The following is a 19,187-nucleotide window of genomic DNA, read 5'->3' as shown; positions in this document are numbered from 1 at the left end:
TTAATGTGAAATTTGAATTAGATACTACCGACGGGCGCGCGCGCCGTGGCCGTCTGGTCTTTGATCGTGGCGTTGTTGAAACCCCAGCATTTATGCCCGTGGGCACTTACGGCACGGTGAAAGGCATGACGCCGGAGGAAGTGAAAGAGACCGGCGCGCAAATCCTGCTCGGCAACACCTTCCACCTGTGGCTGCGCCCAGGTCAGGAGATCATGAAACTGCACGGCGACCTGCACGATTTCATGAACTGGCAAGGACCGATCCTTACCGATTCCGGCGGCTTCCAGGTGTTCAGCCTTGGCGATATCCGTAAGATCACCGAAGCGGGCGTGCACTTCCGTAACCCGATCAACGGCGATCCGATTTTCCTCGATCCGGAAAAGTCGATGGAGATTCAGTTCGATCTCGGTTCTGACGTGGTGATGATCTTCGACGAATGTACGCCGTATCCGGCGGATTGGGATTACGCCAAACGTTCGATGGAGATGTCGTTGCGCTGGGCACAACGCAGCCGCGATCGCTTCGATTCACTCGGCAATAAAAATGCATTATTCGGCATTATTCAGGGCGGTGTTTACGAAGATTTACGAGATGTCTCGGTTAAAGGTCTGGTAGAGATTGGCTTTGATGGGTACGCTGTGGGCGGCCTGGCGGTGGGTGAACCTAAAGAGGACATGCACCGAATCCTGGAGCACGTCTGTCCGCAAATTCCGCAAGACAAACCGCGTTATTTGATGGGCGTCGGCAAGCCAGAAGATCTGGTGGAAGGCGTTCGCCGCGGTATCGATATGTTTGACTGCGTTATGCCAACGCGCAATGCGCGCAATGGTCATCTGTTTGTTACCGATGGCGTGGTGAAAATTCGTAATGCCCGGTATAAAGATGACACCGCAACGCTGGATGCAGAGTGTGATTGTTACACCTGTCGCAATTATAGCCGCGCCTACTTGCATCATCTTGATCGCTGTAACGAAATACTGGGCGCACGCCTGAATACCATTCACAATCTGCGCTATTACCAGCGTTTGATGGCCGGTTTACGTAAGGCTATCGAAGAGGGTAAATTAGAGCACTTTGTTAGCGAGTTCTACCAACGGACGGGGAAGGCGGTTCCTCCGCTGAACGTCTGATAATTCATCAATGAGGGAAATTTAATGAGCTTTTTCATTTCTGACGCCGTAGCCGCAGCAGGCTCACCGTCTCAGGGAAGTCCGTATTCTCTGGTGATCATGCTGGTGGTCTTTGGTCTGATCTTCTACTTCATGATTCTGCGTCCACAGCAGAAGCGTACTAAAGATCACAAGAAACTGATGGATTCCATCTCTAAAGGTGATGAAGTGCTGACCAGCGGTGGTTTAGTTGGCCGTGTGACCAAAGTGGCAGAAACTGGCTATGTTTCTATTGCCCTGAACGACACCACTGAAGTAGTTGTTAAACGTGATTTCGTGGCCGCCGTTCTGCCGAAAGGTACTTTGAAGGCGCTGTAATTTTTTCTTCCCGAAGGGAACTGCCGTGTTAAACCGTTATCCTTTGTGGAAGTACATCATGCTGGTCGTCGTGATTCTCGTCGGCCTGCTCTATGCGCTTCCTAACCTTTATGGTGAGGATCCGGCCGTTCAGATCACTGGTGCGCGCGGTGGCGCCGCCAGTGAGCAAACGTTGGATCAGATCCAGACCGTATTAAAACAAGACAATATCGAGAGCAAATCCCTCGCTCTGGAAAATGGTGCCATTCTGGCCCGCTTTGCAACGCAGGATGGACAGCTGCGCGCGCGTGATGCACTCACCAGCGCGCTGGGCGAAGACTACATTGTGGCCCTCAACCTTGCGCCGGCAACGCCTCGCTGGCTGAGCATGCTGTCCGCGGAACCGATGAAACTCGGTCTTGATCTGCGCGGCGGCGTTCACTTCCTGATGGAAGTGGATATGGATACGGCTCTGGGCAAACTGCAAGAGCAGAACGCCGACAGCCTGCGCAGCGATCTGCGCGACAAAAGCATTCCGTATACCACCGTTAATAAAATCGCGAACTATGGCGTAGAAGTGCGTTTCCGTGACGGCGCCAGCCGTGATGCGGCAATCAGCTACTTGTCTACTCGCCATCGCGATCTGGTGATCTCAAGCCAGGGCAGCGATGCGCTGCGTGCGGTGATGAGCGATGCGCGCCTGAGCGAAGCGCGTGAATATGCGGTGCAGCAAAACATCACCATTCTGCGTAACCGTGTGAACCAGCTCGGCGTTGCCGAACCGCTGGTGCAGCGTCAGGGTTCTGACCGCATCGTGGTGGAACTGCCGGGTATCCAGGACACCGCGCGCGCCAAAGAGATTCTGGGCGCTACCGCCACGCTGGAATTCCGTCTGGTGAACACCAGTGTCGATCCAACCGCAGCGGCCAGCGGCCGTGTGCCCGGCGATTCGGAAGTGAAGAAAACCCGCGACGGGCAGCCAGTGGTGCTGTACAAGCGTGTGATTCTGACCGGTGATCACATCACTGATTCCACGTCGAGCATGGATGAGTACAACCAGCCGCAGGTGAACATTTCACTGGATGGCGCGGGCGGCAACATGATGTCCAACTTCACCAAGGACAACATCGGTAAGCCGATGGCGACCCTGTTTGTGGAGTACAAAGACAGCGGTAAGAAAGATGCCAACGGCCGGTCGATTCTGGTGAAACAGGAAGAGGTGATTAACGTGGCGAACATCCAGTCGCGCCTCGGTAACAGCTTCCGTATCACCGGTATCAATAATGCAAACGAAGCACGTCAGCTGTCGCTGCTGCTGCGTGCAGGTGCGTTGATTGCCCCAATCCAGATTGTAGAAGAGCGTACTATCGGCCCAACCATGGGTCAGCAGAACATCACACAAGGCCTCGAAGCCTGCCTGTGGGGTTTGATTGCGTCGATCCTGTTCATGGTGGTGTTCTACAAGAAGTTTGGTCTCATCGCTACCAGCGCGCTGCTGTGTAACCTGGTGCTGATTGTCGGCATCATGTCACTGCTGCCAGGCGCGACGCTCACCATGCCGGGTATTGCCGGTATCGTGCTGACGCTGGCGGTTGCGGTCGATGCTAACGTGTTGATTAACGAACGTATTAAAGAAGAGTTGCGTAACGGACGCTCGGTACAGCAGGCGATTCATGAAGGCTATAAAGGCGCCTTCTCCAGTATCGTCGATGCCAACGTCACTACGCTTATCAAAGTGATCATTCTTTATGCGGTCGGTACCGGTTCAATCAAAGGCTTTGCGATTACTACGGCTATCGGTATCGCAACCTCAATGTTTACCGCTATCGTCGGCACCCGTGCCATCGTTAACCTGGTGTACGGCGGCAAACGCATCAACAAGCTGTCTATCTGAGGAGTGCGTTGTGGCACAGGAATATAGTATTGAGCAGCTAAACCACGGGCGTAAAGTCGTCGACTTTATGCGCTGGGATAAGCTGGCTTTCATCATCTCCGGTCTGCTGATTGTGGCATCTATCGTCATTGTCGGTGTGCGAGGCTTCAACTGGGGCCTCGACTTTACCGGCGGAACGGTGATTGAGATTAACCTGGAAAAACCAGCGGATCTCGACGCGCTGCGTGAAGGTTTGGTGAAAGCGGGCTTTGAAGAGCCGCTGGTGCAGAACTTTGGTAGCAGCCGTGATGTGATGGTGCGTATGCCTCCGGCCACCGGCAATGCCGGCACCGAACTGGGCAATAAAGTGCTGGCTTCCATTAGCCAGACCACGCAGCAGAACGCTACCGTGAAACGTATCGAGTTCGTTGGCCCAAGCGTGGGTAGCGATCTGGCGCAGGCCGGTGCGATGGCGCTGCTGTCAGCGCTGATTGCGATTTTGATCTACATCGGCTTCCGCTTTGAGTGGCGTTTAGCGCTCGGCACCGTACTGGCGCTGGCGCACGATGTGATCATCACCTGTGGCATTTTGTCGCTGGCGCACGTCGAAATCGACCTGACGATTGTCGCTTCATTGATGTCGGTCATTGGTTACTCGCTTAACGATAAGATCGTGGTATCCGACCGTATTCGTGAGAACTTCCGCAAGATCCGCCGCGGTTCTTCTTACGACATCACTAACGTGTCGCTGACCCAGACGCTGAGCCGTACCTTGATCACCTCCATCACCACGCTGGCGATGATCATGATCCTGTTCGTGTTTGGTGGTGCGTTGCTGAAAGGTTTCTCACTGACCATGCTGATCGGTGTCACCATTGGTACCATTTCATCGATTTATGTCTCTTCAGCGCTGGCGCTGAAACTCGGCATGAAGCGTGAACATATGCTGGTACAGAAAGTGGAAAAAGAGGGCGCAGATCAGCCTTCGATTCTGCCGTAACGCGGAGTCAGAAAGTAAACGGGCTGCCATTGGCAGCCCGTTTTTTTATGCCTGTCGATCAGGGCGTGGTTTTCGCCGCTGGAGGCTCAACCTCGTGCACGCGCACGTAGCCGAGTTGCTCCGGGGTTAACCCGCTGAGTCGCAGCGGTACGCTAACGGAACTGCGCGGCATTAACTGTGCAGGAACCTCGATGGTCTGGCTCAGGCTGCCCGCGTTAAGCGGTTTGCCGCTGGCCGGATCCATTTCGCCCCATACCACGGTCGCGCGCAGTGCCGGAACCGGCTGGTCATCGGTCGAGCGGATATTCAGATTGGCGCGACTGCCGCTGGCTTCACCCGCCACCTGCGAGAGTGACAAACGCAATTTACCTAGCTGCGTCTGTAACTCCACCGGCGTATTGGCTTGCGGCAACAGCCACGCGCCCTGGGTGGATTGGCTGTTCAGCTGTCCCTGAATCTCCAGCGCCGCTGCCTGATTGGTCAGCTTGCGCATCTGCTGATTAAGCTGACTCACCTCCTGATGCAAATCTTTGACCTGCGGTGAAACCGGCGTTGAACTGCAACCACTGAGAACCAGCAAAGAGAGTGCTGCCGGAGCCCAAAACGTCCTGATCGTCATGCAATGTCCTTTCTTTATTCGGGAATTCGTAAAACCTGGCCAGGGTAGATCTTATCAGGATGCGTCAGCATTGGCTTGTTCGCTTCGAAAATCTTGTTGTATTCATTAGGATTTCCGTAGACCTCTTTCGATACCGCACTCAAGGTATCGCCTTTTTTCACGGTATAGAATTTCGCGGGCGTAGCGGCATCGCTGGCGGTGACCTTGTCATCCACCTTGGTGATGCCCGCGACGTTACCGGCGGCCACCAGAATCTTCTCTTTTAACTCCTGAGAGATGCCATCACCAGTCACAGTAACGGTATCGCCTTTGACATCCACCTTGACCTTATCGCTGTCGGGCAAACCGAGTTTGTTGATGTGATCCTGCAATTTCTTGCTGGCATCGTCGCCGCCGCCACTGACGGCATCCCACAGTTTTTCTCCAGCATCTTTCACGAAATCAAACAGACCCATACATCCTCCAGATTTTTATGATGTTGGCCGCCTTGCTGGCGGCTCTTTAAGCGTAGTGGTTTTTTGCCTGAGGTCATGTAGGTGATGTCTTGCATTTGGCTTAACGTCACAAACGGGGATTCACACATTATGTGCCACACACATACATTTTGTGGCGCGATCGCGCTACACTGTGTGGCCTATTTATCTCGCATCAGGAAGCCTCATGCATTGCCCATTCTGCTCCGCTGTGGACACCAAAGTGATTGATTCTCGTCTGGTTAGTGAAGGATCGTCGGTGCGTCGCCGTCGTCAGTGTCTGGTGTGTCATGAGCGTTTTACCACCTTTGAAGTGGCAGAGTTGGTGATGCCGCGCGTGGTAAAAAGCAACGATGTGCGTGAACCCTTCAATGAAGACAAGCTCAGCAGCGGCATGATTAAGGCGCTGGAAAAACGCCCCGTCAGCGCCGATGCGGTTGAAAGCGCGGTCAATCATATTAAAACTCAGCTGCGTGCCACCGGTGAACGCGAAGTGCCAAGCGCACTGATCGGCAATCTGGTGATGGATGAGCTGAAAAAGCTCGATAAAGTGGCCTACATTCGCTTTGCCTCGGTCTATCGCAGCTTCGAAGATATTCGCGATTTTGGTGAAGAGATCGCCCGTCTACAGGACTAATCCATGACTGACGAACGCTATATGGCGCGCGCGCTGGAACTGGCGCGGCGCGGACGCTTTACCACCACACCTAACCCCAACGTCGGCTGCGTGATTGTGCGCGAGGGCGAGATTGTCGGCGAAGGCTGGCATCAGCGCGCCGGCGAACCGCATGCCGAAGTGCATGCGCTGCGTATGGCGGGCGAACGAGCTGCTGGCGCAACCGCGTATGTCACGCTGGAACCTTGTAGCCACCATGGACGCACGCCGCCGTGCTGCGATGCGCTGATTGCCGCAGGCGTGACGCGCGTGGTCGCCGCGATGCAGGATCCCAATCCGCAGGTGGCAGGACGTGGACTCTACCGTTTACAGCAGGCGGGCATCGACGTCAGTCATGGCCTGATGATGAACGAAGCGGAAGCGCTGAACCGGGGTTTTCTCAAACGTATGCGGACCGGATTCCCGTGGATCCAGCTGAAGCTCGGCGCATCCCTTGATGGCCGCACCGCCATGGCGAGTGGCGAAAGTCAGTGGATCACCTCCGCGGCCGCAAGGCGCGATGTGCAACGTTTACGCGCCCAGAGTTCAGCTATTCTTAGCACCAGCGCCACGGTGTTGGCGGACAATCCGTCGCTCACGGTACGCTGGAGTGAATTGAATGAAGAGGTGCGTGCGCAGCTCGAAGAAAGCCAGCTGCGCCAGCCGGTGCGCGTGGTGATTGATAGCCAACAGCGCGTCACGCCGCAGCACCGACTGATTGACCAGCCAGGCGAAACCTGGCTGATGCGCAGCGAGCCCGATCAACACGCGTGGCCTGCCAGCGTGACCCAGATTGCGGTGCCCCAGCGTGGTGAACAGCTTGATTTGGTCGCGATGATGATGTTGCTCGGCCAGCGCCAGATCAACAGCGTGTGGGTGGAAGCGGGTGCCGGATTAGCGGGTGCTTTGCTGCAAGCGGGCCTGGTGGATGAGCTGATTGTTTACATGGCGCCAAAGCTGTTAGGGAATGCCGCACGCGGCCTGTGCACGCTGCCCGGACTGGAACAGCTGGCCGATGCGCCGGCCCTGAATTTTAGCGATGTGCGCCTGGTTGGCGAGGACCTGCGCCTGACGCTGACGCCGCGCTGAAAGCGCGCGGAAAAGCCTGAGCGCGTCGCCAAAGAGTATGATAGAATCCGCCCCCTTCTGCGGGGCCATAAAACAACCCAAAGGATATGTATGAAAGTTATCGAAGCTCCTGTTGCCACGCCTGATGCAAACATTGCCATCGTAATTGCGCGTTTTAACAACTTCATTAATGACAGCCTGCTGGACGGCGCGATTGACGCACTTAAGCGCATCGGCCAGGTGAAAGCAGATAACATCACCGTTGTCTGGGTTCCAGGTGCATACGAACTGCCGCTGGCAGCACGCGCACTGGCGAAAGCCGGTAAGCACGACGCCATTGTTGCGTTGGGCACTGTCATCCGTGGCGGCACCGCACATTTCGAATATGTGGCCGGTGAAGCCAGCTCGGGCATTGCGCACGTCGCGATGACCAGCGAAATCCCGGTGACCTTCGGCGTGTTGACCACTGAAAATATCGAGCAGGCGATTGAACGCGCCGGCACGAAAGCAGGTAATAAAGGTGCCGAAGCGGCCCTGACTGCACTCGAAATGATCAACGTATTGAAAGCCATCAAAGCCTGATTTTTGTAAGGGGAATTTTGTGAAACCTGCTGCTCGTCGTCGCGCCCGTGAGTGCGCTGTCCAGGCGCTTTACTCCTGGCAGCTGTCTAAGAACGACATTGCCGATGTGGAATACCAGTTTCTGGCGGAACAAGACGTCAAAGACGTCGATATTAGCTATTTCCGCGAATTGCTGGCCGGTGTGGCGACTAACAGCGCGTACCTGGACGGTCTGATGAAGCCTTACCTGTCGCGTCAGCTGGAAGAGCTGGGCCAGGTAGAAAAAGCCATCCTGCGTATTTCGCTGTATGAGCTGAGCAAGCGTTCTGATGTGCCTTATAAAGTGGCCATCAACGAAGGCATCGAGTTGGCAAAAGTGTTTGGTGCTGAAGACAGCCACAAATTCGTCAACGGTGTGCTCGACAAAGCTGCCCCGCAAATTCGACCAAACAAAAAATAGCGTTAAAGGCCGGTTATCCGGCCTTTTTCTCATTGAGACCTGACTTATGTCTTGTGGTGAATTCGAACTGATTGCACGTTACTTTAACCGCGTCACCAGCTCCCGCCGCGATGTGGAGAAAGGAATTGGTGACGACTGCGCGTTACTTAACGTGCCAGAAAAACAGACACTTGCCATCAGCACCGACACGCTGGTTGCAGGCGTCCACTTCTTACGTGATATCCATCCCGCCGATCTCGGCTACAAAGCCGTCGCCGTTAATCTCAGCGATTTAGCCGCCATGGGCGCCGATCCGGCCTGGCTGACGCTGGCATTAACGCTGCCTGAAATTGATGAACCGTGGGTGGCGGCCTTTAGCGACAGCCTGTTTGAGCTGCTGGATTATTACGATATGCAGCTGATTGGTGGCGATACCACGCGCGGACCGCTGAGCATGACGCTCGGCATTCACGGTTTAGTGCCAGTGGGAAGGGCGCTGAAACGTTCGGGCGCGAAGCCAGGCGACTGGATTTTCGTCACCGGCACCCTGGGTGACAGCGCGGCCGGTTTATCGCTGCTGCAGCATCGCCATCGCCTGAACGATCCGGCGGTGCACGAAGCGTTGATCAAACGCCATCTGCGTCCAATGCCGCGCGTGCTGCAAGGCCAGGCGCTGCGCGGTCTGGCAACCTCGGCGATCGATATCTCTGATGGCCTGATTTCCGATCTCGGCCATGTGCTGACCGCCAGCCGCGTTGGCGCTCGCATCAATCTCGACGCGTTACCGCTTTCAGCGGCCCTGCGCGATCACTTCGAGCCTGAACTGGTGCTGAAATGGGCGTTGAGCGGCGGCGAAGATTACGAGCTGTGCTTTACCGTGCCAGAAGTGAACCGTGGCGCGATTGACGTGGCGCTCGGCCATTTTGGTGTGCCTTATACCTGTATTGGGCAGATTGCACCCGAATCGGAAGGGCTGAGTTTGCTGGAGAACGGCAAGCCGCGCAGTGTAGATGTGAAAGGGTTTGATCACTTCGGCGCGAAGTAAATTGCCCTCACCCTAACCCTCTCCCACAAGTGGGAGAGGGGACAATTAGGTAGGGACTGCTCGTTCTGCTCCAACAAGTGGGAGAAGGAACGATTAGGTGGGTACTGCAGATACTGCTCCCTCGCCCGCTTGCGGGAGAGGGCTGGGGTGAGGGGAATGGTCTACCTTACTCAAACCCCACCATCGGATGCGGTTGATATACCGTTTCCAGCTCGGCAATCTCATTCTCACTCAATTCAACATCCACTGCTTTCACCAACTCGGCGAACTGTTGCTCGCGCGAAGCGCCAATGATCGGCGCGGTGACCGCCGGTTTATGTAATAGCCACGCCAGCGCCACCTGCGCGCGCGTCACGCCTTTGTCGGCGGCTACGTTAGCCAGACGCTCAGCAATTGCCGCATCGTTCTCTTCGGTGCCGGTATACAGCTTCTCCATCACATTATCTGATACCGAACGTGCGGTGGTTTCGCCCCATGGACGCGTGAGTTTACCGCGCGCCAGCGGGCTCCACGGCAACACCGCGATGCCTTCGCGCTGACACAGCGGATGCATGTCATTCTCTTCCTCACGCTGAATCAGGTTGTACTGATCCTGCATGCTGACAAAGCGTGCCCAGTTATTTTGCTTTTGCAGCTCCAGCGCCTGAGCAAACTGCGATGCGTGCATTGATGATGCGCCGATGTAACGCGCCTTGCCGGATTTCACCACTTCATGCAGCGCTTCCAGCGTCTCTTCAATCGGCGTGGCGTAATCCCAGCGGTGAATCTGCAGCAGATCGACATACTCCATACCAAGGCGCGTCAGGCTGTCATCAATCGATTGCAAGATATTCTGGCGCGACAAGCCTTGTGACAGATTACTCAGCGGAAAATAGACCTTGGTGGCGACCACAACCTGATCGCGGCGGGCAAAATCTTTCAGCGCCCGGCCCACAATCTCTTCGCTGCTGCCATCGGAATAGCTGTTAGCGGTATCGAAGAAGTTGATGCCGGCTTCCAGCGCCTGCTTGATCAACGGTCGGCTGCTCTCTTCAGGCAGCGTCCACGCGTGATTGCCGCGCGTGGGATCGCCGTAAGTCATGCAGCCTAAACAGAGACGTGAAACCTGTAAGTCGGTTTGGCCTAGGGGAATGGTTTTCATCTATTTGGGCTCCTGCTCTTATGCTTGAGGGAAATCGTTCCCTAAGCATAGCAGCAGGCTCGCTCACCGGGCGGTGAGCGAGTCGGGCAGATTACTGGGCGAGCCAGTCAGTGATTTGCTGCTGAATACCGGCGGCATCCAGCTGATAATCCTGACGTACTTCTTCCTGCGTGCCTTGTGGGATGAACTCATCCGGCAGGCCGAGGTTGAGCACTGGTACGCGCAGGCGTTTTGCCATCACGTACTCGTTGACACCGCTGCCGGCGCCGCCTTTGATGGCGCCTTCTTCCAGCGTAACCAGCGAATCGTGGCTGGCCGCCAGCTCGGCAATCAGTGCTTCATCGAGTGGCTTCACAAAACGCATATCCACCAGCGTGGCATTCAGCGCTTCCGCAGCGGCAGCGGCTTCTGGCAGCAAAGTACCGAAATTAAGGATCGCCAGCTTTTCGCCGCGACGCTTCACGATACCTTTGCCCAGCGGCAAGCTCGCCAGCGGTTCCAGCGTTGCGCCGGTACCGGTACCGCGCGGGTAACGCACCGCACTCGGGCCATCCTGATAGTGATATCCGGTATAAAGCATCAGACGACATTCGTTTTCATCGCTTGGCGTCATGATCACCATCTCTGGCACGCAGCGTAAGAACGCGATATCAAATGCGCCCTGATGAGTTTGACCGTCCGCGCCGACAATGCCGCCGCGATCGATAGCAAACAGCACCGGCAATTTCTGGATGGCGACATCGTGGATCAGCTGATCGTAGGCGCGCTGCAGGAAGGTCGAGTAGATCGCCACAACCGGTTTGTAACCACCAATCGCCATACCCGCCGCGAACGTTACCGCGTGCTGCTCGGCAATCGCCACATCAAAATATTGCTGCGGATAGTCGCGTGAGTAGCTCACCATGCCCGAGCCTTCGCGCATCGCTGGCGTGACCGCCATCAGGCGCGGATCGTCAGCCGCCATTTCGCTCAGCCAGTTGCCGAAAATCTTCGAGTAGCTTGGTAAGCCCGGCACGCTTTTCGGCAGCGCCAGGCTGGCGGGATCGAACTTCGGTACCGCATGCCAGGTAATCGGATCTTCTTCCGCCGGGGCATAACCTTTGCCCTTTTTGGTCATGATGTGCAGGAACTGCGGACCTTTCAGATCGCGCATGTTCTTCAGCGTGCTCACCAGCGTCAGCACGTCGTGACCATCTACCGGGCCGATGTAGTTAAAGCCCAGCTCTTCAAACAGCGTACCCGGCACCACCATGCCTTTCAGGTGCTCTTCTGTGCGCTTCACCAGCTCTTTGATCGGCGGCAAACCGCCCAATACACGCTTGCCGCCTTCGCGCAGGCGTGAATAGGTTTTCCCGGAGAGAATCTGTGCCAGACGATTGTTGAGTGCGCCCACGTTTTCGGAGATCGACATCTCGTTGTCGTTGAGGATCACCAGCATATCCGGCTTGATGTCACCGGCGTGGTTCATGGCTTCAAACGCCATGCCGGCGGTGATCGCGCCATCGCCAATAATACAGGCGGTGCGGCGGCCTTTGCCTTCACGTTCGGCGGCAACCGCCATGCCAAGCCCGGCGCTGATCGAGGTGGAGGAGTGACCTACGCTCAGCACGTCGTACTCACTCTCACCGCGCCACGGGAACGGATGCAGGCCATTTTTCTGGCGGATGGTGCCGATACGATCGCGGCGTCCGGTCAGAATTTTGTGCGGATAGGCCTGATGTCCCACGTCCCACACCAGATGATCAAAGGGGGTGTTATAAACATAATGCAGCGCCACTGTTAGCTCGACGACGCCCAGACCCGATGCAAAGTGGCCGGAAGATCGGCTCACGCTATCCAGCAGATACTGACGCAGTTCGTCACACAGCTCCGGAAGTTTTTCTTTCGGTAATAAACGTAATTCCTGAACCGTGTTGGCTAACGCCAGTGTCGGGTATTTTGCAATATCAAAACTCATCAGAGACTCATTATGAAAGTTATTTATCGCGTTCAATTATGAAGCTTGCCAGCGCTTGTAAGGCGAGTGTGTTGTAAGACTGTGCCGCCAGAATATCGAGCGCGCCGAGCGCCTCTTGATAAAGATCCCAGGCTTTACTGCGGGCATTTTCCAGCCCCATCAATGAAGGATAGGTGCTTTTACCCAATGCCTGATCCGCGCCCTGTGTTTTTCCTAACACGGCGGTATCGCCGACCACATCGAGGATGTCGTCTTGTACCTGAAACGCCAGTCCGATGGCATTGGCGTAGGTATCCAGTAGCGGCATCGCGGCGCGGCCACGATCGCCGGCGGCTAATGCGCCAAGACGTACCGCAGCGCGAATTAACGCGCCGGTTTTATGGCGGTGAATCTGTTCCAGCTGCGCCAGATTGATGCTTTTGCCTTCCGCCGCCAAATCCAGTGCCTGACCGCCGCACATGCCTGCCACGCCGCTGGCCTGCGCCAGTTCGGAAATCATCGCAATACGCGCGTCGGCGCTGACGCCGGGCATCGGCTGATCGGCCAGAATCGAAAAGGCCAAAGTTTGCAGAGCATCGCCGGCAAGAATCGCCGTGTCTTCACCATATTTAATATGGCAGGTTGGCTGCCCGCGGCGTAACGCATCGTCGTCCATCGCCGGCAGATCGTCATGAATCAGGGAATAAGCATGGATGCATTCCACGGCCGCAGCCGGCACATCGAGGCTGGCGGCATCGGCCTTTAGCATTTCGCCTGTTGCGTACACCAGAAAGGGACGCAGACGCTTACCGCCTAATAATGCCCCATACTCCATGGCATTCACCAGAGGAGAACTCTGAAAAGGAAGTGGATCTATTAAGCGCGTCAATGCCTGATTAACGCGTTGATGGTAAGCGCTCAGCAGTTTAGCGAAATCCATTACTCATTTTCCGGGGTAAAAGGGGCTAGGGCGGCATCTTTCTCATCGCTAAGCAGAATTTGCACACGCTGCTCTGCCTGCTGCAGGGTTTGCTGACCGGTACGTGCCAATTGTACGCCGCGTTCAAATTCGTTCAGCGCCTGCTCTAACGGCAGCTCGCCACTTTCCAGGCGGCTGACAATCTGTTCCAGCTGCTCTAATGCGCTTTCAAAACTGGCAGGCGCTTCGGCTTTTTTCGGCATAATCAGTGTCGACTCACAGGTTAGGAGATCATCTTGCAATCGGTCATGGTAGCTGACGAGGATTAATTAGCAAAATAATGAATGTGATGAAGGTTGCTTAAAGCAGTCACCCGGCAAAGGTGATATACTTTTGCGCCTCGGATGCGGGGGCTCCTGAATTAACCCGCAATTATATGATTTTAACAGTTAAGTGCCGATGCTTTTAGCACTTATTTGTCCAAACGAACCCCTGTCGCCATGAAGTTTATCGTCAAGCTGTTTCCAGAAATCACCATCAAAAGTCAGTCGGTGCGTCTGCGCTTTATCAAAATTCTCTCCAGTAGCATTCGTAATATTCTGCGCACCGTGGATGAAGAGATTAAAGTCGTGCGCCATTGGGACCACATTGAAGTGCGTTCTAAGAATGAGTCGCTGCGCGAGACCCTTGTCACCGAACTGACGCGCATTCCGGGCATTCACCATGTGCTGGCGGTGGAAGATCGCGCCTACACCGATATGCACGACATCTTCGAGCAGACGCTGGTGCTGAACCGCGAGCGTCTTGAAGGCAAAAGCTTCTGCGTGCGCGTCAAGCGTCGCGGCAAGCACAGCTTCAGCTCGCAGGACGTAGAACGCTACGTTGGCGGCGGCCTTAATCAACACATCGCCAGCGCGCGCGTGCAGCTCAATCGTCCGGATGAAACGGTGAATCTGGAGATCGACGACGATCGCCTGTTGCTGATCACCGCACGCTATGAAGGCTTAGGCGGATTCCCGATTGGTACCCAGGAAGATGTTCTGTCACTGATTTCCGGCGGTTTTGATTCTGGTGTCTCGAGCTACATGCTGATGCGTCGCGGCTGCCGCGTGCATTACTGCTTCTTCAACCTTGGCGGTGCGGCACACGAGATTGGCGTGCGCCAGGTTGCGCACTACCTGTGGCAGCGCTTTGGTCGCTCACACCGCGTACGTTTCGTAGCGATCAACTTCGAGCCGGTAGTCGGTGAGATTCTGGAGAAAGTGGACGACGGCCAAATGGGCGTGGTGCTGAAGCGTATGATGGTGCGTGCGGCGTCAATGGTGGCGGAACGTTACGGCGTGCAGGCGCTGGTGACCGGCGAAGCGCTGGGCCAGGTTTCCAGCCAGACGCTGACCAACCTGCGTTTGATCGATAACGCCTCCGATACGCTGATTCTGCGTCCGCTGATCTCCCATGACAAAGAGCACATCATTGATGTGGCACGTAAGATCGGCACCGAAGATTTTGCCCGCACCATGCCAGAATATTGCGGCGTGATTTCGAAAAGCCCAACCGTTAAAGCGGTGAAGGGCAAGATCGAAGCGGAAGAGCAAAACTTCGATTTCGAGATCCTTCATCGCGTGGTGCAGGAAGCCAGCAACGTCGATATCCGTGAAATCGCCGAGCAGACGGAAGAAGAAGTGGTGGAAGTTGAAACCGTTGACTCCTTCATCAGCAACGACGTGGTGCTGGATATCCGTTCGGCCGATGAGCAGGAGGCGAATCCGCTGATCGTCGAAGGCGTTGAAGTGAAAACTCTGGCGTTCTACAAACTCAGCACCCAGTTTGGCGACCTTGACCAGAGTAAAACCTGGCTGCTGTATTGCGATCGCGGTGTGATGAGTCGTCTGCAGGCGCTCTATCTGCATGAGCAGGGCTTCAAAAACGTGAAGGTTTATCGTCCATAAGCGATAAACCGTAGCGGCGCGATGAATCACGCGTATTTCATGCGGCATCAGTGTTGCAGTGAAATGCGCAATTAATCACGCCGCTACAATCATGTGCAGTGTGCTGTAACAACGTTACCGCTCTTCAAACTCCTGATAATTATAAATCCCTGCTGCCAACACCAGCTGTGAAGCCACTTCACGCGCGGTCTCTTTATCCACCAGCAAATCAATCAGCTTCAACGCAAAATCCATTGCGGTGCCCGGTCCCTGGCTGGTCAGCAGATTAACGCGCGGATCCCACACCACGCGGCGCTCCATCCATTTGCTGTCGGGGATGGTGTCACGCAGGCCGGGAAAACCGGTCATATTGCCGACGGGAAACAGATCGTGCGCGACCAAAACCGTGCCCGGCGCGGCACAAATCGCCGCCACAATCTTGCTGGAGAGATGGAACTGGCGCACGGTTTCCACCAGCAGCGGGCTGTCGCGGAAGGTCTGCGCGCCTTTTAAACCGCCGGGCAGCACAATCGCATCGTAGTCGTTATCTGCCACCTCAACCAAAGGCGCATCCGCCAGCAGCCGCACGCCGCGCGAACAAACGATCTCACGCGTGCCATCGCTCTCCACGCTGGCGGTGGTGACGCTTAATCCGCCGCGTACCAGCAAATCGATAGTGGTGACCGCTTCGGTCTCTTCACTTCCATGTGCCAGGCAAACCAGAACCGATGCGTTCGCGCTCATAGTGGGACTCCTTACGTTTAATCAGATCGTACAAACGGGTGTTTTCCGGCAGTGAAATGCCCTGCGCGCGGGCGCGACGCAACAGGTAGCCGGTGATGTAATCAATTTCGGTCAGACGCTGCGCGCGCACATCCTGCAACATTGATGAGGTATTTGCGGCGGTGCTATCGATCACGTCGTAAATGATGTCGCGCAGATTATCCACCGCCATGTGCTGGCCTTCGCGCTCCATCACCCAGGCGATCTCTTCGCACAGCAGCGCGACTTGTTCCGGCCAGGCGCGCAGCGCCCCGTTTTGGCAATCGTGCTCGACGGTCATCGGATTGATCACGCAGTTAATTGCCAGCTTGCGCCAGCTGGCGGCGGCGATGTTGTCATGCCAGGCCACATCCGGCAGCGCCTGATGCAGAATATCAGCGATATCGCTGAGTGCGGCGCTCTCACGATTAGCAGGGCCGATATGGGTGATGCCGTGCGCAATATGCTTAATCACCGTGCCGTCGCGCATTGCCGCGTGCGTGGTGATGCCGCGCAACAGCGGCTGACGCAAATCTTTCAGCTCTTCCAGCGTTCCCATGCCGTTATGCAGCAGCAGAATTGGCGCGTGCGTCGGCAGCACGCTTTGCAGATTTTTCACCGCAGGTGAAACCTGGGGCGCTTTGAGCGTCACCAGTAACAGCTGGCTTTCGGCGAGGAACAGCGGATCATTGGCAATAAAGGTGTGATTGCTCACCTCGCCTTGCGGATCGACTACGTTGGCTGAGCAATAGGGCTGCGGTACACGTAACCAGCCCTGCACCTCATGTCCCTGACGGGCGAGAGCGGCGAGCCAAATTTGACCTAAGGCGCCACACCCCAACACGGTAATTTTCATTTTGCCCCCCGTGGGCGGGTTCCTGTTTTCACGTTACGGGTAAGTATAGCTTTCCGCGTATCGTGTTTTATTAGCGCCACAAGACGCGTATTATGCATGTCACTTTAGTATCAGGAGAAGAAAAGATGCCATCTTTCGATATCGTTTCCGAAGTCGAATTGTCGGAAGTGCGAAATGCCGTGGAGAATGCGAACCGCGAGATCTCAACCCGTTTCGATTTCCGTAACGTGAGTGCAACCATTGAGCTCAACGAAAAGAACGAGACCATCAAACTCAGCAGCGAATCTGATTTCCAGGTCAAACAGCTGGTGGATATTCTGCGCGAAAAGCTGCTGAAGCGTGGCATTGAAGGCGCGGCGATTGAAGTGCCAGAAGAGATCGTGCACAGCGGTAAAAGCTGGTCGGTGGAAGCCAAGCTGAAGAAAGGTATCGAAAGCGATATCGCGAAAAAGCTGGTGAAGCTGATTAAAGACAGCAAGCTGAAAGTGCAGACGCAGATTCAGGGTGAAGAACTGCGCGTAACCGGTAAGTCACGCGACGACCTGCAAGGTGCGATGGCGCTGGTGCGCGGTGGCAACCTCGGACAGCCTTTCCAGTTCAAAAACTTCCGCGACTAATCGCGTTTGTCGCGCGCCGCACGACGATAAAGCGTGCTGCGCGCGACGCCTAAGGCTTCCGCCGTTTTACTGATATTACCATTGAAGCGCTGCAGCGTTTCGCTGATCAACCGCCTATCATGACTCTGCCGATTGGACTGTGGCTGCACCGCCGCACGCCGATACTCAGCCGGTAAATGGACCTCTGTCACTTCTTCACCTTCATCCGCCAGTGCCAACAGCACGCGTAACAAGCTGCGCAATTGCCGCACGTTGCCCGGCCACGGCAGCTGCGCCAGAGCCGTCAACAGCGCAGGTGAGAGCTGAATATCGCGATCCGCGCCGCCCAGCTCCAGCCATAATCGACGGATAAAACCTTCCACATCCGGCCAGGCGCGCAGCGGCGGAATGGTCATCGAGAATTCCTGCAGGCGATAGAGTAAATCTTCGCGGAATTCACCTTCGGCCACGCGCTGTGCCAAATCGCGGTGTGTGGCGCTGATCACCGCGAAATTCACCGGCCAGCTGCGGCTGGATCCGAGCGGCGCCACCTCTTTCTCCTGCAACACGCGTAGCAAGCGGGTTTGCAGTGACAGCGGCATATCGCCAATTTCATCAAGGAACAGCACGCCGCCATCCGCTTCACGAATTTTGCCGATGTAACCATTCTTGCTCGCGCCGGTGAACGCGCCGGGTTGATAGCCAAACAGCTCAGATTCAATCAGCGCTTCGGGGATGGCCGCGCAGTTAATGGCAACGAATTTGCCTTCGCGCCAGCGGCTTTGCTGATGCAGTGCGCGGCTGACATACTCTTTGCCGCTGCCGGTTTCGCCGTGAATGCACAGTGAAACGCCGGCATTGAGCAGTCGCACCATCTTCTCGCCATCGCGCCCCAGCGAGAAAGGCAGCTCGCTGGCGGGTTCGCTCGGCGTGGCAAAATGGCTGCGCTGCGGTGCTCGCAGGCGAAAATAGTAGCGCTGCGTAGCGTAATCGAGCGGAGCGGGAATGCTGTTGGCGTGCTGCTGCTGTTGCGGGAACAGTTGTTGAAAGGTCACGCTGCCGAGTTGCCCGACGCTCAGCGCCAGCTCGCGCATCGCCAGACGATTGGCGGCGGTCAGGACGTTATCCGAGAACACCAGCAGCAGTTCATCGCTGGTATCGATGCCCTGCGGCTGCAGATGCAGGCTCATCAACCATTGCTGCGGATGCAGGCTCTGCTTCACCCACAGATATTCGATCTGTTTCGCCGCCGCTTTCACCCAGCTAAAGGTCTGCGGATGCGGGAAGTGCGCCGGGCCGGAAATATCCAGCACGCCAGCAATCTGACCGTTGGGCATTTGCAGCGGCATCGCCGCACAGTACAAACCTTGATTGAGCGTCAGGAAGTGCTGATGACCTTGAATCTCGCAGCCATCATCAATCGCCAGCGCGGTGCCAATCGCATTGGTGCCGCGCCCGCATTCACTCCACAAATTGCCTGGCGCCAGCGCATAACGTTGGGCTTTTTCCATCGAAGGCATATCGCCAAAGGTATTGAGTACCAAACCGGTGGCATCCGACAGAATCACCACCGATTGCTTCTCGGCCAGTTTCTGCGCCAGCTGTTTGATCACCGGCTGCGCGAACTGCTGCAGCCCGGCATTGCTGGCAAGCACATCGGCCAGTTCACCCTGGCGAACACGCGGAAAATCATCGGCGGTGCGATCGAGGCCATACAGCTGGCTACGGAACCAGGAGTCGCTTAACAGCGGATTGGCGTTAACGGCAGACGCGGATGGATTTCCCTGCATTGATGACCTCATGCCCAAGCGAAAGTGTTGCGACATTGTAGCGGGTCGGTTTCTGTACTG

The 19,187-nt window shown here is 56.0% G+C and carries 20 protein-coding genes; 11 read left to right on the top strand and 9 right to left on the bottom strand.

Going from position 1 to position 19,187, the window contains the following annotated elements:
- The first annotated feature begins 5 nt into the window (after positions 1 to 5).
- The 4 genes from tgt to secF are packed head-to-tail and all read left to right on the top strand — an operon-like array spanning position 6 to position 4,339.
- Positions 6 to 1,130, top strand: coding sequence for a tRNA guanosine(34) transglycosylase Tgt (gene tgt / locus ACVLVH_RS11160; protein WP_061717469.1), 1,125 nt, complete (start codon positions 6 to 8; stop codon positions 1,128 to 1,130).
- A 24-nt stretch (positions 1,131 to 1,154) separates the two neighbouring features.
- Positions 1,155 to 1,487 carry a preprotein translocase subunit YajC gene (gene yajC, locus ACVLVH_RS11155; protein ID WP_498949401.1) on the top strand — a complete coding sequence of 111 codons (333 nt, stop codon included), beginning with the start codon at positions 1,155 to 1,157 and terminating at the stop codon, positions 1,485 to 1,487.
- 25 nt (positions 1,488 to 1,512) lie between these two features.
- Positions 1,513 to 3,360, top strand: a complete 1,848-nt coding sequence (gene secD / locus ACVLVH_RS11150; protein WP_101762445.1) for a protein translocase subunit SecD — start codon at positions 1,513 to 1,515, stop codon at positions 3,358 to 3,360.
- A 10-nt stretch (positions 3,361 to 3,370) separates the two neighbouring features.
- A complete protein-coding gene (gene secF / locus ACVLVH_RS11145; protein WP_101762444.1) occupies positions 3,371 to 4,339 on the top strand; it encodes a protein translocase subunit SecF in 969 nt (322 codons plus the stop codon).
- Positions 4,340 to 4,397: 58 nt separating this feature from the next.
- Here secF and ACVLVH_RS11140 read toward each other — a convergent pair whose 3' ends face one another.
- Positions 4,398 to 4,958 (bottom strand): SadB/YajI family lipoprotein, encoded by a 561-nt coding sequence (locus ACVLVH_RS11140; RefSeq protein ID WP_192414014.1) that lies wholly within the window; start codon positions 4,956 to 4,958, stop codon positions 4,398 to 4,400.
- A gap of 14 nt (positions 4,959 to 4,972) precedes the next feature.
- Positions 4,973 to 5,413, bottom strand: coding sequence for a peptidoglycan-binding protein LysM (lysM, locus tag ACVLVH_RS11135; RefSeq protein WP_101762442.1), 441 nt, complete (start codon positions 5,411 to 5,413; stop codon positions 4,973 to 4,975).
- 205 nt (positions 5,414 to 5,618) lie between these two features.
- Between lysM and nrdR the strand changes: the two genes are divergently transcribed.
- The 5 genes from nrdR (at position 5,619) to thiL (ending at position 9,199) form a co-directional block, all read left to right on the top strand.
- On the top strand, positions 5,619 to 6,068 hold the full coding sequence (gene nrdR, locus ACVLVH_RS11130) for a transcriptional regulator NrdR (protein WP_008103978.1): 450 nt from the start codon (positions 5,619 to 5,621) through the stop codon (positions 6,066 to 6,068).
- Between the two features lie 3 nt (positions 6,069 to 6,071).
- Positions 6,072 to 7,175: a bifunctional diaminohydroxyphosphoribosylaminopyrimidine deaminase/5-amino-6-(5-phosphoribosylamino)uracil reductase RibD gene (ribD, locus tag ACVLVH_RS11125; protein ID WP_192414017.1), complete on the top strand. Its 1,104-nt coding sequence runs from the start codon at positions 6,072 to 6,074 to the stop codon at positions 7,173 to 7,175.
- 90 nt (positions 7,176 to 7,265) lie between these two features.
- Positions 7,266 to 7,736: a 6,7-dimethyl-8-ribityllumazine synthase gene (gene ribH / locus ACVLVH_RS11120; RefSeq protein ID WP_007887008.1), complete on the top strand. Its 471-nt coding sequence runs from the start codon at positions 7,266 to 7,268 to the stop codon at positions 7,734 to 7,736.
- A 19-nt stretch (positions 7,737 to 7,755) separates the two neighbouring features.
- The gene (nusB, locus tag ACVLVH_RS11115) at positions 7,756 to 8,175 is read left to right on the top strand and encodes a transcription antitermination factor NusB (RefSeq protein WP_007887007.1); all 420 of its coding nucleotides are present in this window, start codon (positions 7,756 to 7,758) and stop codon (positions 8,173 to 8,175) included.
- 46 nt (positions 8,176 to 8,221) lie between these two features.
- Positions 8,222 to 9,199, top strand: a complete 978-nt coding sequence (gene thiL / locus ACVLVH_RS11110; RefSeq protein WP_101762440.1) for a thiamine-phosphate kinase — start codon at positions 8,222 to 8,224, stop codon at positions 9,197 to 9,199.
- 166 nt (positions 9,200 to 9,365) lie between these two features.
- Here the strand turns inward: thiL and ACVLVH_RS11105 are convergent, their stop codons facing one another.
- The 4 genes from ACVLVH_RS11105 to xseB form a co-directional block, all read right to left on the bottom strand.
- On the bottom strand, positions 9,366 to 10,340 hold the full coding sequence (locus ACVLVH_RS11105) for an aldo/keto reductase (protein ID WP_192414018.1): 975 nt from the start codon (positions 10,338 to 10,340) through the stop codon (positions 9,366 to 9,368).
- A gap of 91 nt (positions 10,341 to 10,431) precedes the next feature.
- Positions 10,432 to 12,297 (bottom strand): 1-deoxy-D-xylulose-5-phosphate synthase, encoded by a 1,866-nt coding sequence (gene dxs, locus ACVLVH_RS11100; RefSeq protein WP_101762438.1) that lies wholly within the window; start codon positions 12,295 to 12,297, stop codon positions 10,432 to 10,434.
- A 19-nt stretch (positions 12,298 to 12,316) separates the two neighbouring features.
- Positions 12,317 to 13,216 carry a (2E,6E)-farnesyl diphosphate synthase gene (gene ispA / locus ACVLVH_RS11095; protein WP_498949399.1) on the bottom strand — a complete coding sequence of 300 codons (900 nt, stop codon included), beginning with the start codon at positions 13,214 to 13,216 and terminating at the stop codon, positions 12,317 to 12,319.
- Positions 13,216 to 13,458: an exodeoxyribonuclease VII small subunit gene (gene xseB / locus ACVLVH_RS11090; protein WP_101762436.1), complete on the bottom strand. Its 243-nt coding sequence runs from the start codon at positions 13,456 to 13,458 to the stop codon at positions 13,216 to 13,218. Before xseB ends, ispA begins: the two co-directional genes overlap by 1 nt.
- A 237-nt stretch (positions 13,459 to 13,695) precedes the next feature.
- On the opposite strand from xseB, the gene thiI reads away from it, so the two are divergent.
- Positions 13,696 to 15,144 carry a tRNA uracil 4-sulfurtransferase ThiI gene (gene thiI / locus ACVLVH_RS11085; protein WP_101762435.1) on the top strand — a complete coding sequence of 483 codons (1,449 nt, stop codon included), beginning with the start codon at positions 13,696 to 13,698 and terminating at the stop codon, positions 15,142 to 15,144.
- Between the two features lie 114 nt (positions 15,145 to 15,258).
- On the opposite strand, the gene yajL is transcribed toward thiI, so the two are convergent.
- A complete protein-coding gene (gene yajL, locus ACVLVH_RS11080; RefSeq protein ID WP_137385266.1) occupies positions 15,259 to 15,867 on the bottom strand; it encodes a protein deglycase YajL in 609 nt (202 codons plus the stop codon).
- Entirely contained in the window at positions 15,821 to 16,741 is a 921-nt protein-coding gene (gene panE, locus ACVLVH_RS11075; protein WP_192236712.1) for a 2-dehydropantoate 2-reductase, read from the bottom strand. Before panE ends, yajL begins: the two co-directional genes overlap by 47 nt.
- Positions 16,742 to 16,866: 125 nt before the next feature.
- Between panE and ACVLVH_RS11070 the strand changes: the two genes are divergently transcribed.
- Positions 16,867 to 17,358, top strand: a complete 492-nt coding sequence (locus ACVLVH_RS11070; RefSeq protein WP_101762432.1) for a YajQ family cyclic di-GMP-binding protein — start codon at positions 16,867 to 16,869, stop codon at positions 17,356 to 17,358.
- Here ACVLVH_RS11070 and ACVLVH_RS11065 read toward each other — a convergent pair.
- Complete coding sequence (locus ACVLVH_RS11065) at positions 17,355 to 19,127, bottom strand: sigma-54-dependent Fis family transcriptional regulator (protein WP_462062496.1); 1,773 nt, start codon at positions 19,125 to 19,127, stop codon at positions 17,355 to 17,357. The genes ACVLVH_RS11070 and ACVLVH_RS11065 overlap by 4 nt on opposite strands.
- Between the last annotated feature and the right edge of the window lie 60 nt (positions 19,128 to 19,187).

It is taken from the genome of Kluyvera sp. 1366, from assembly GCF_054823405.1.
Note: the sequence above shows the minus strand (reverse complement) of the source record. Positions and strands in the feature narration are given on the sequence as shown.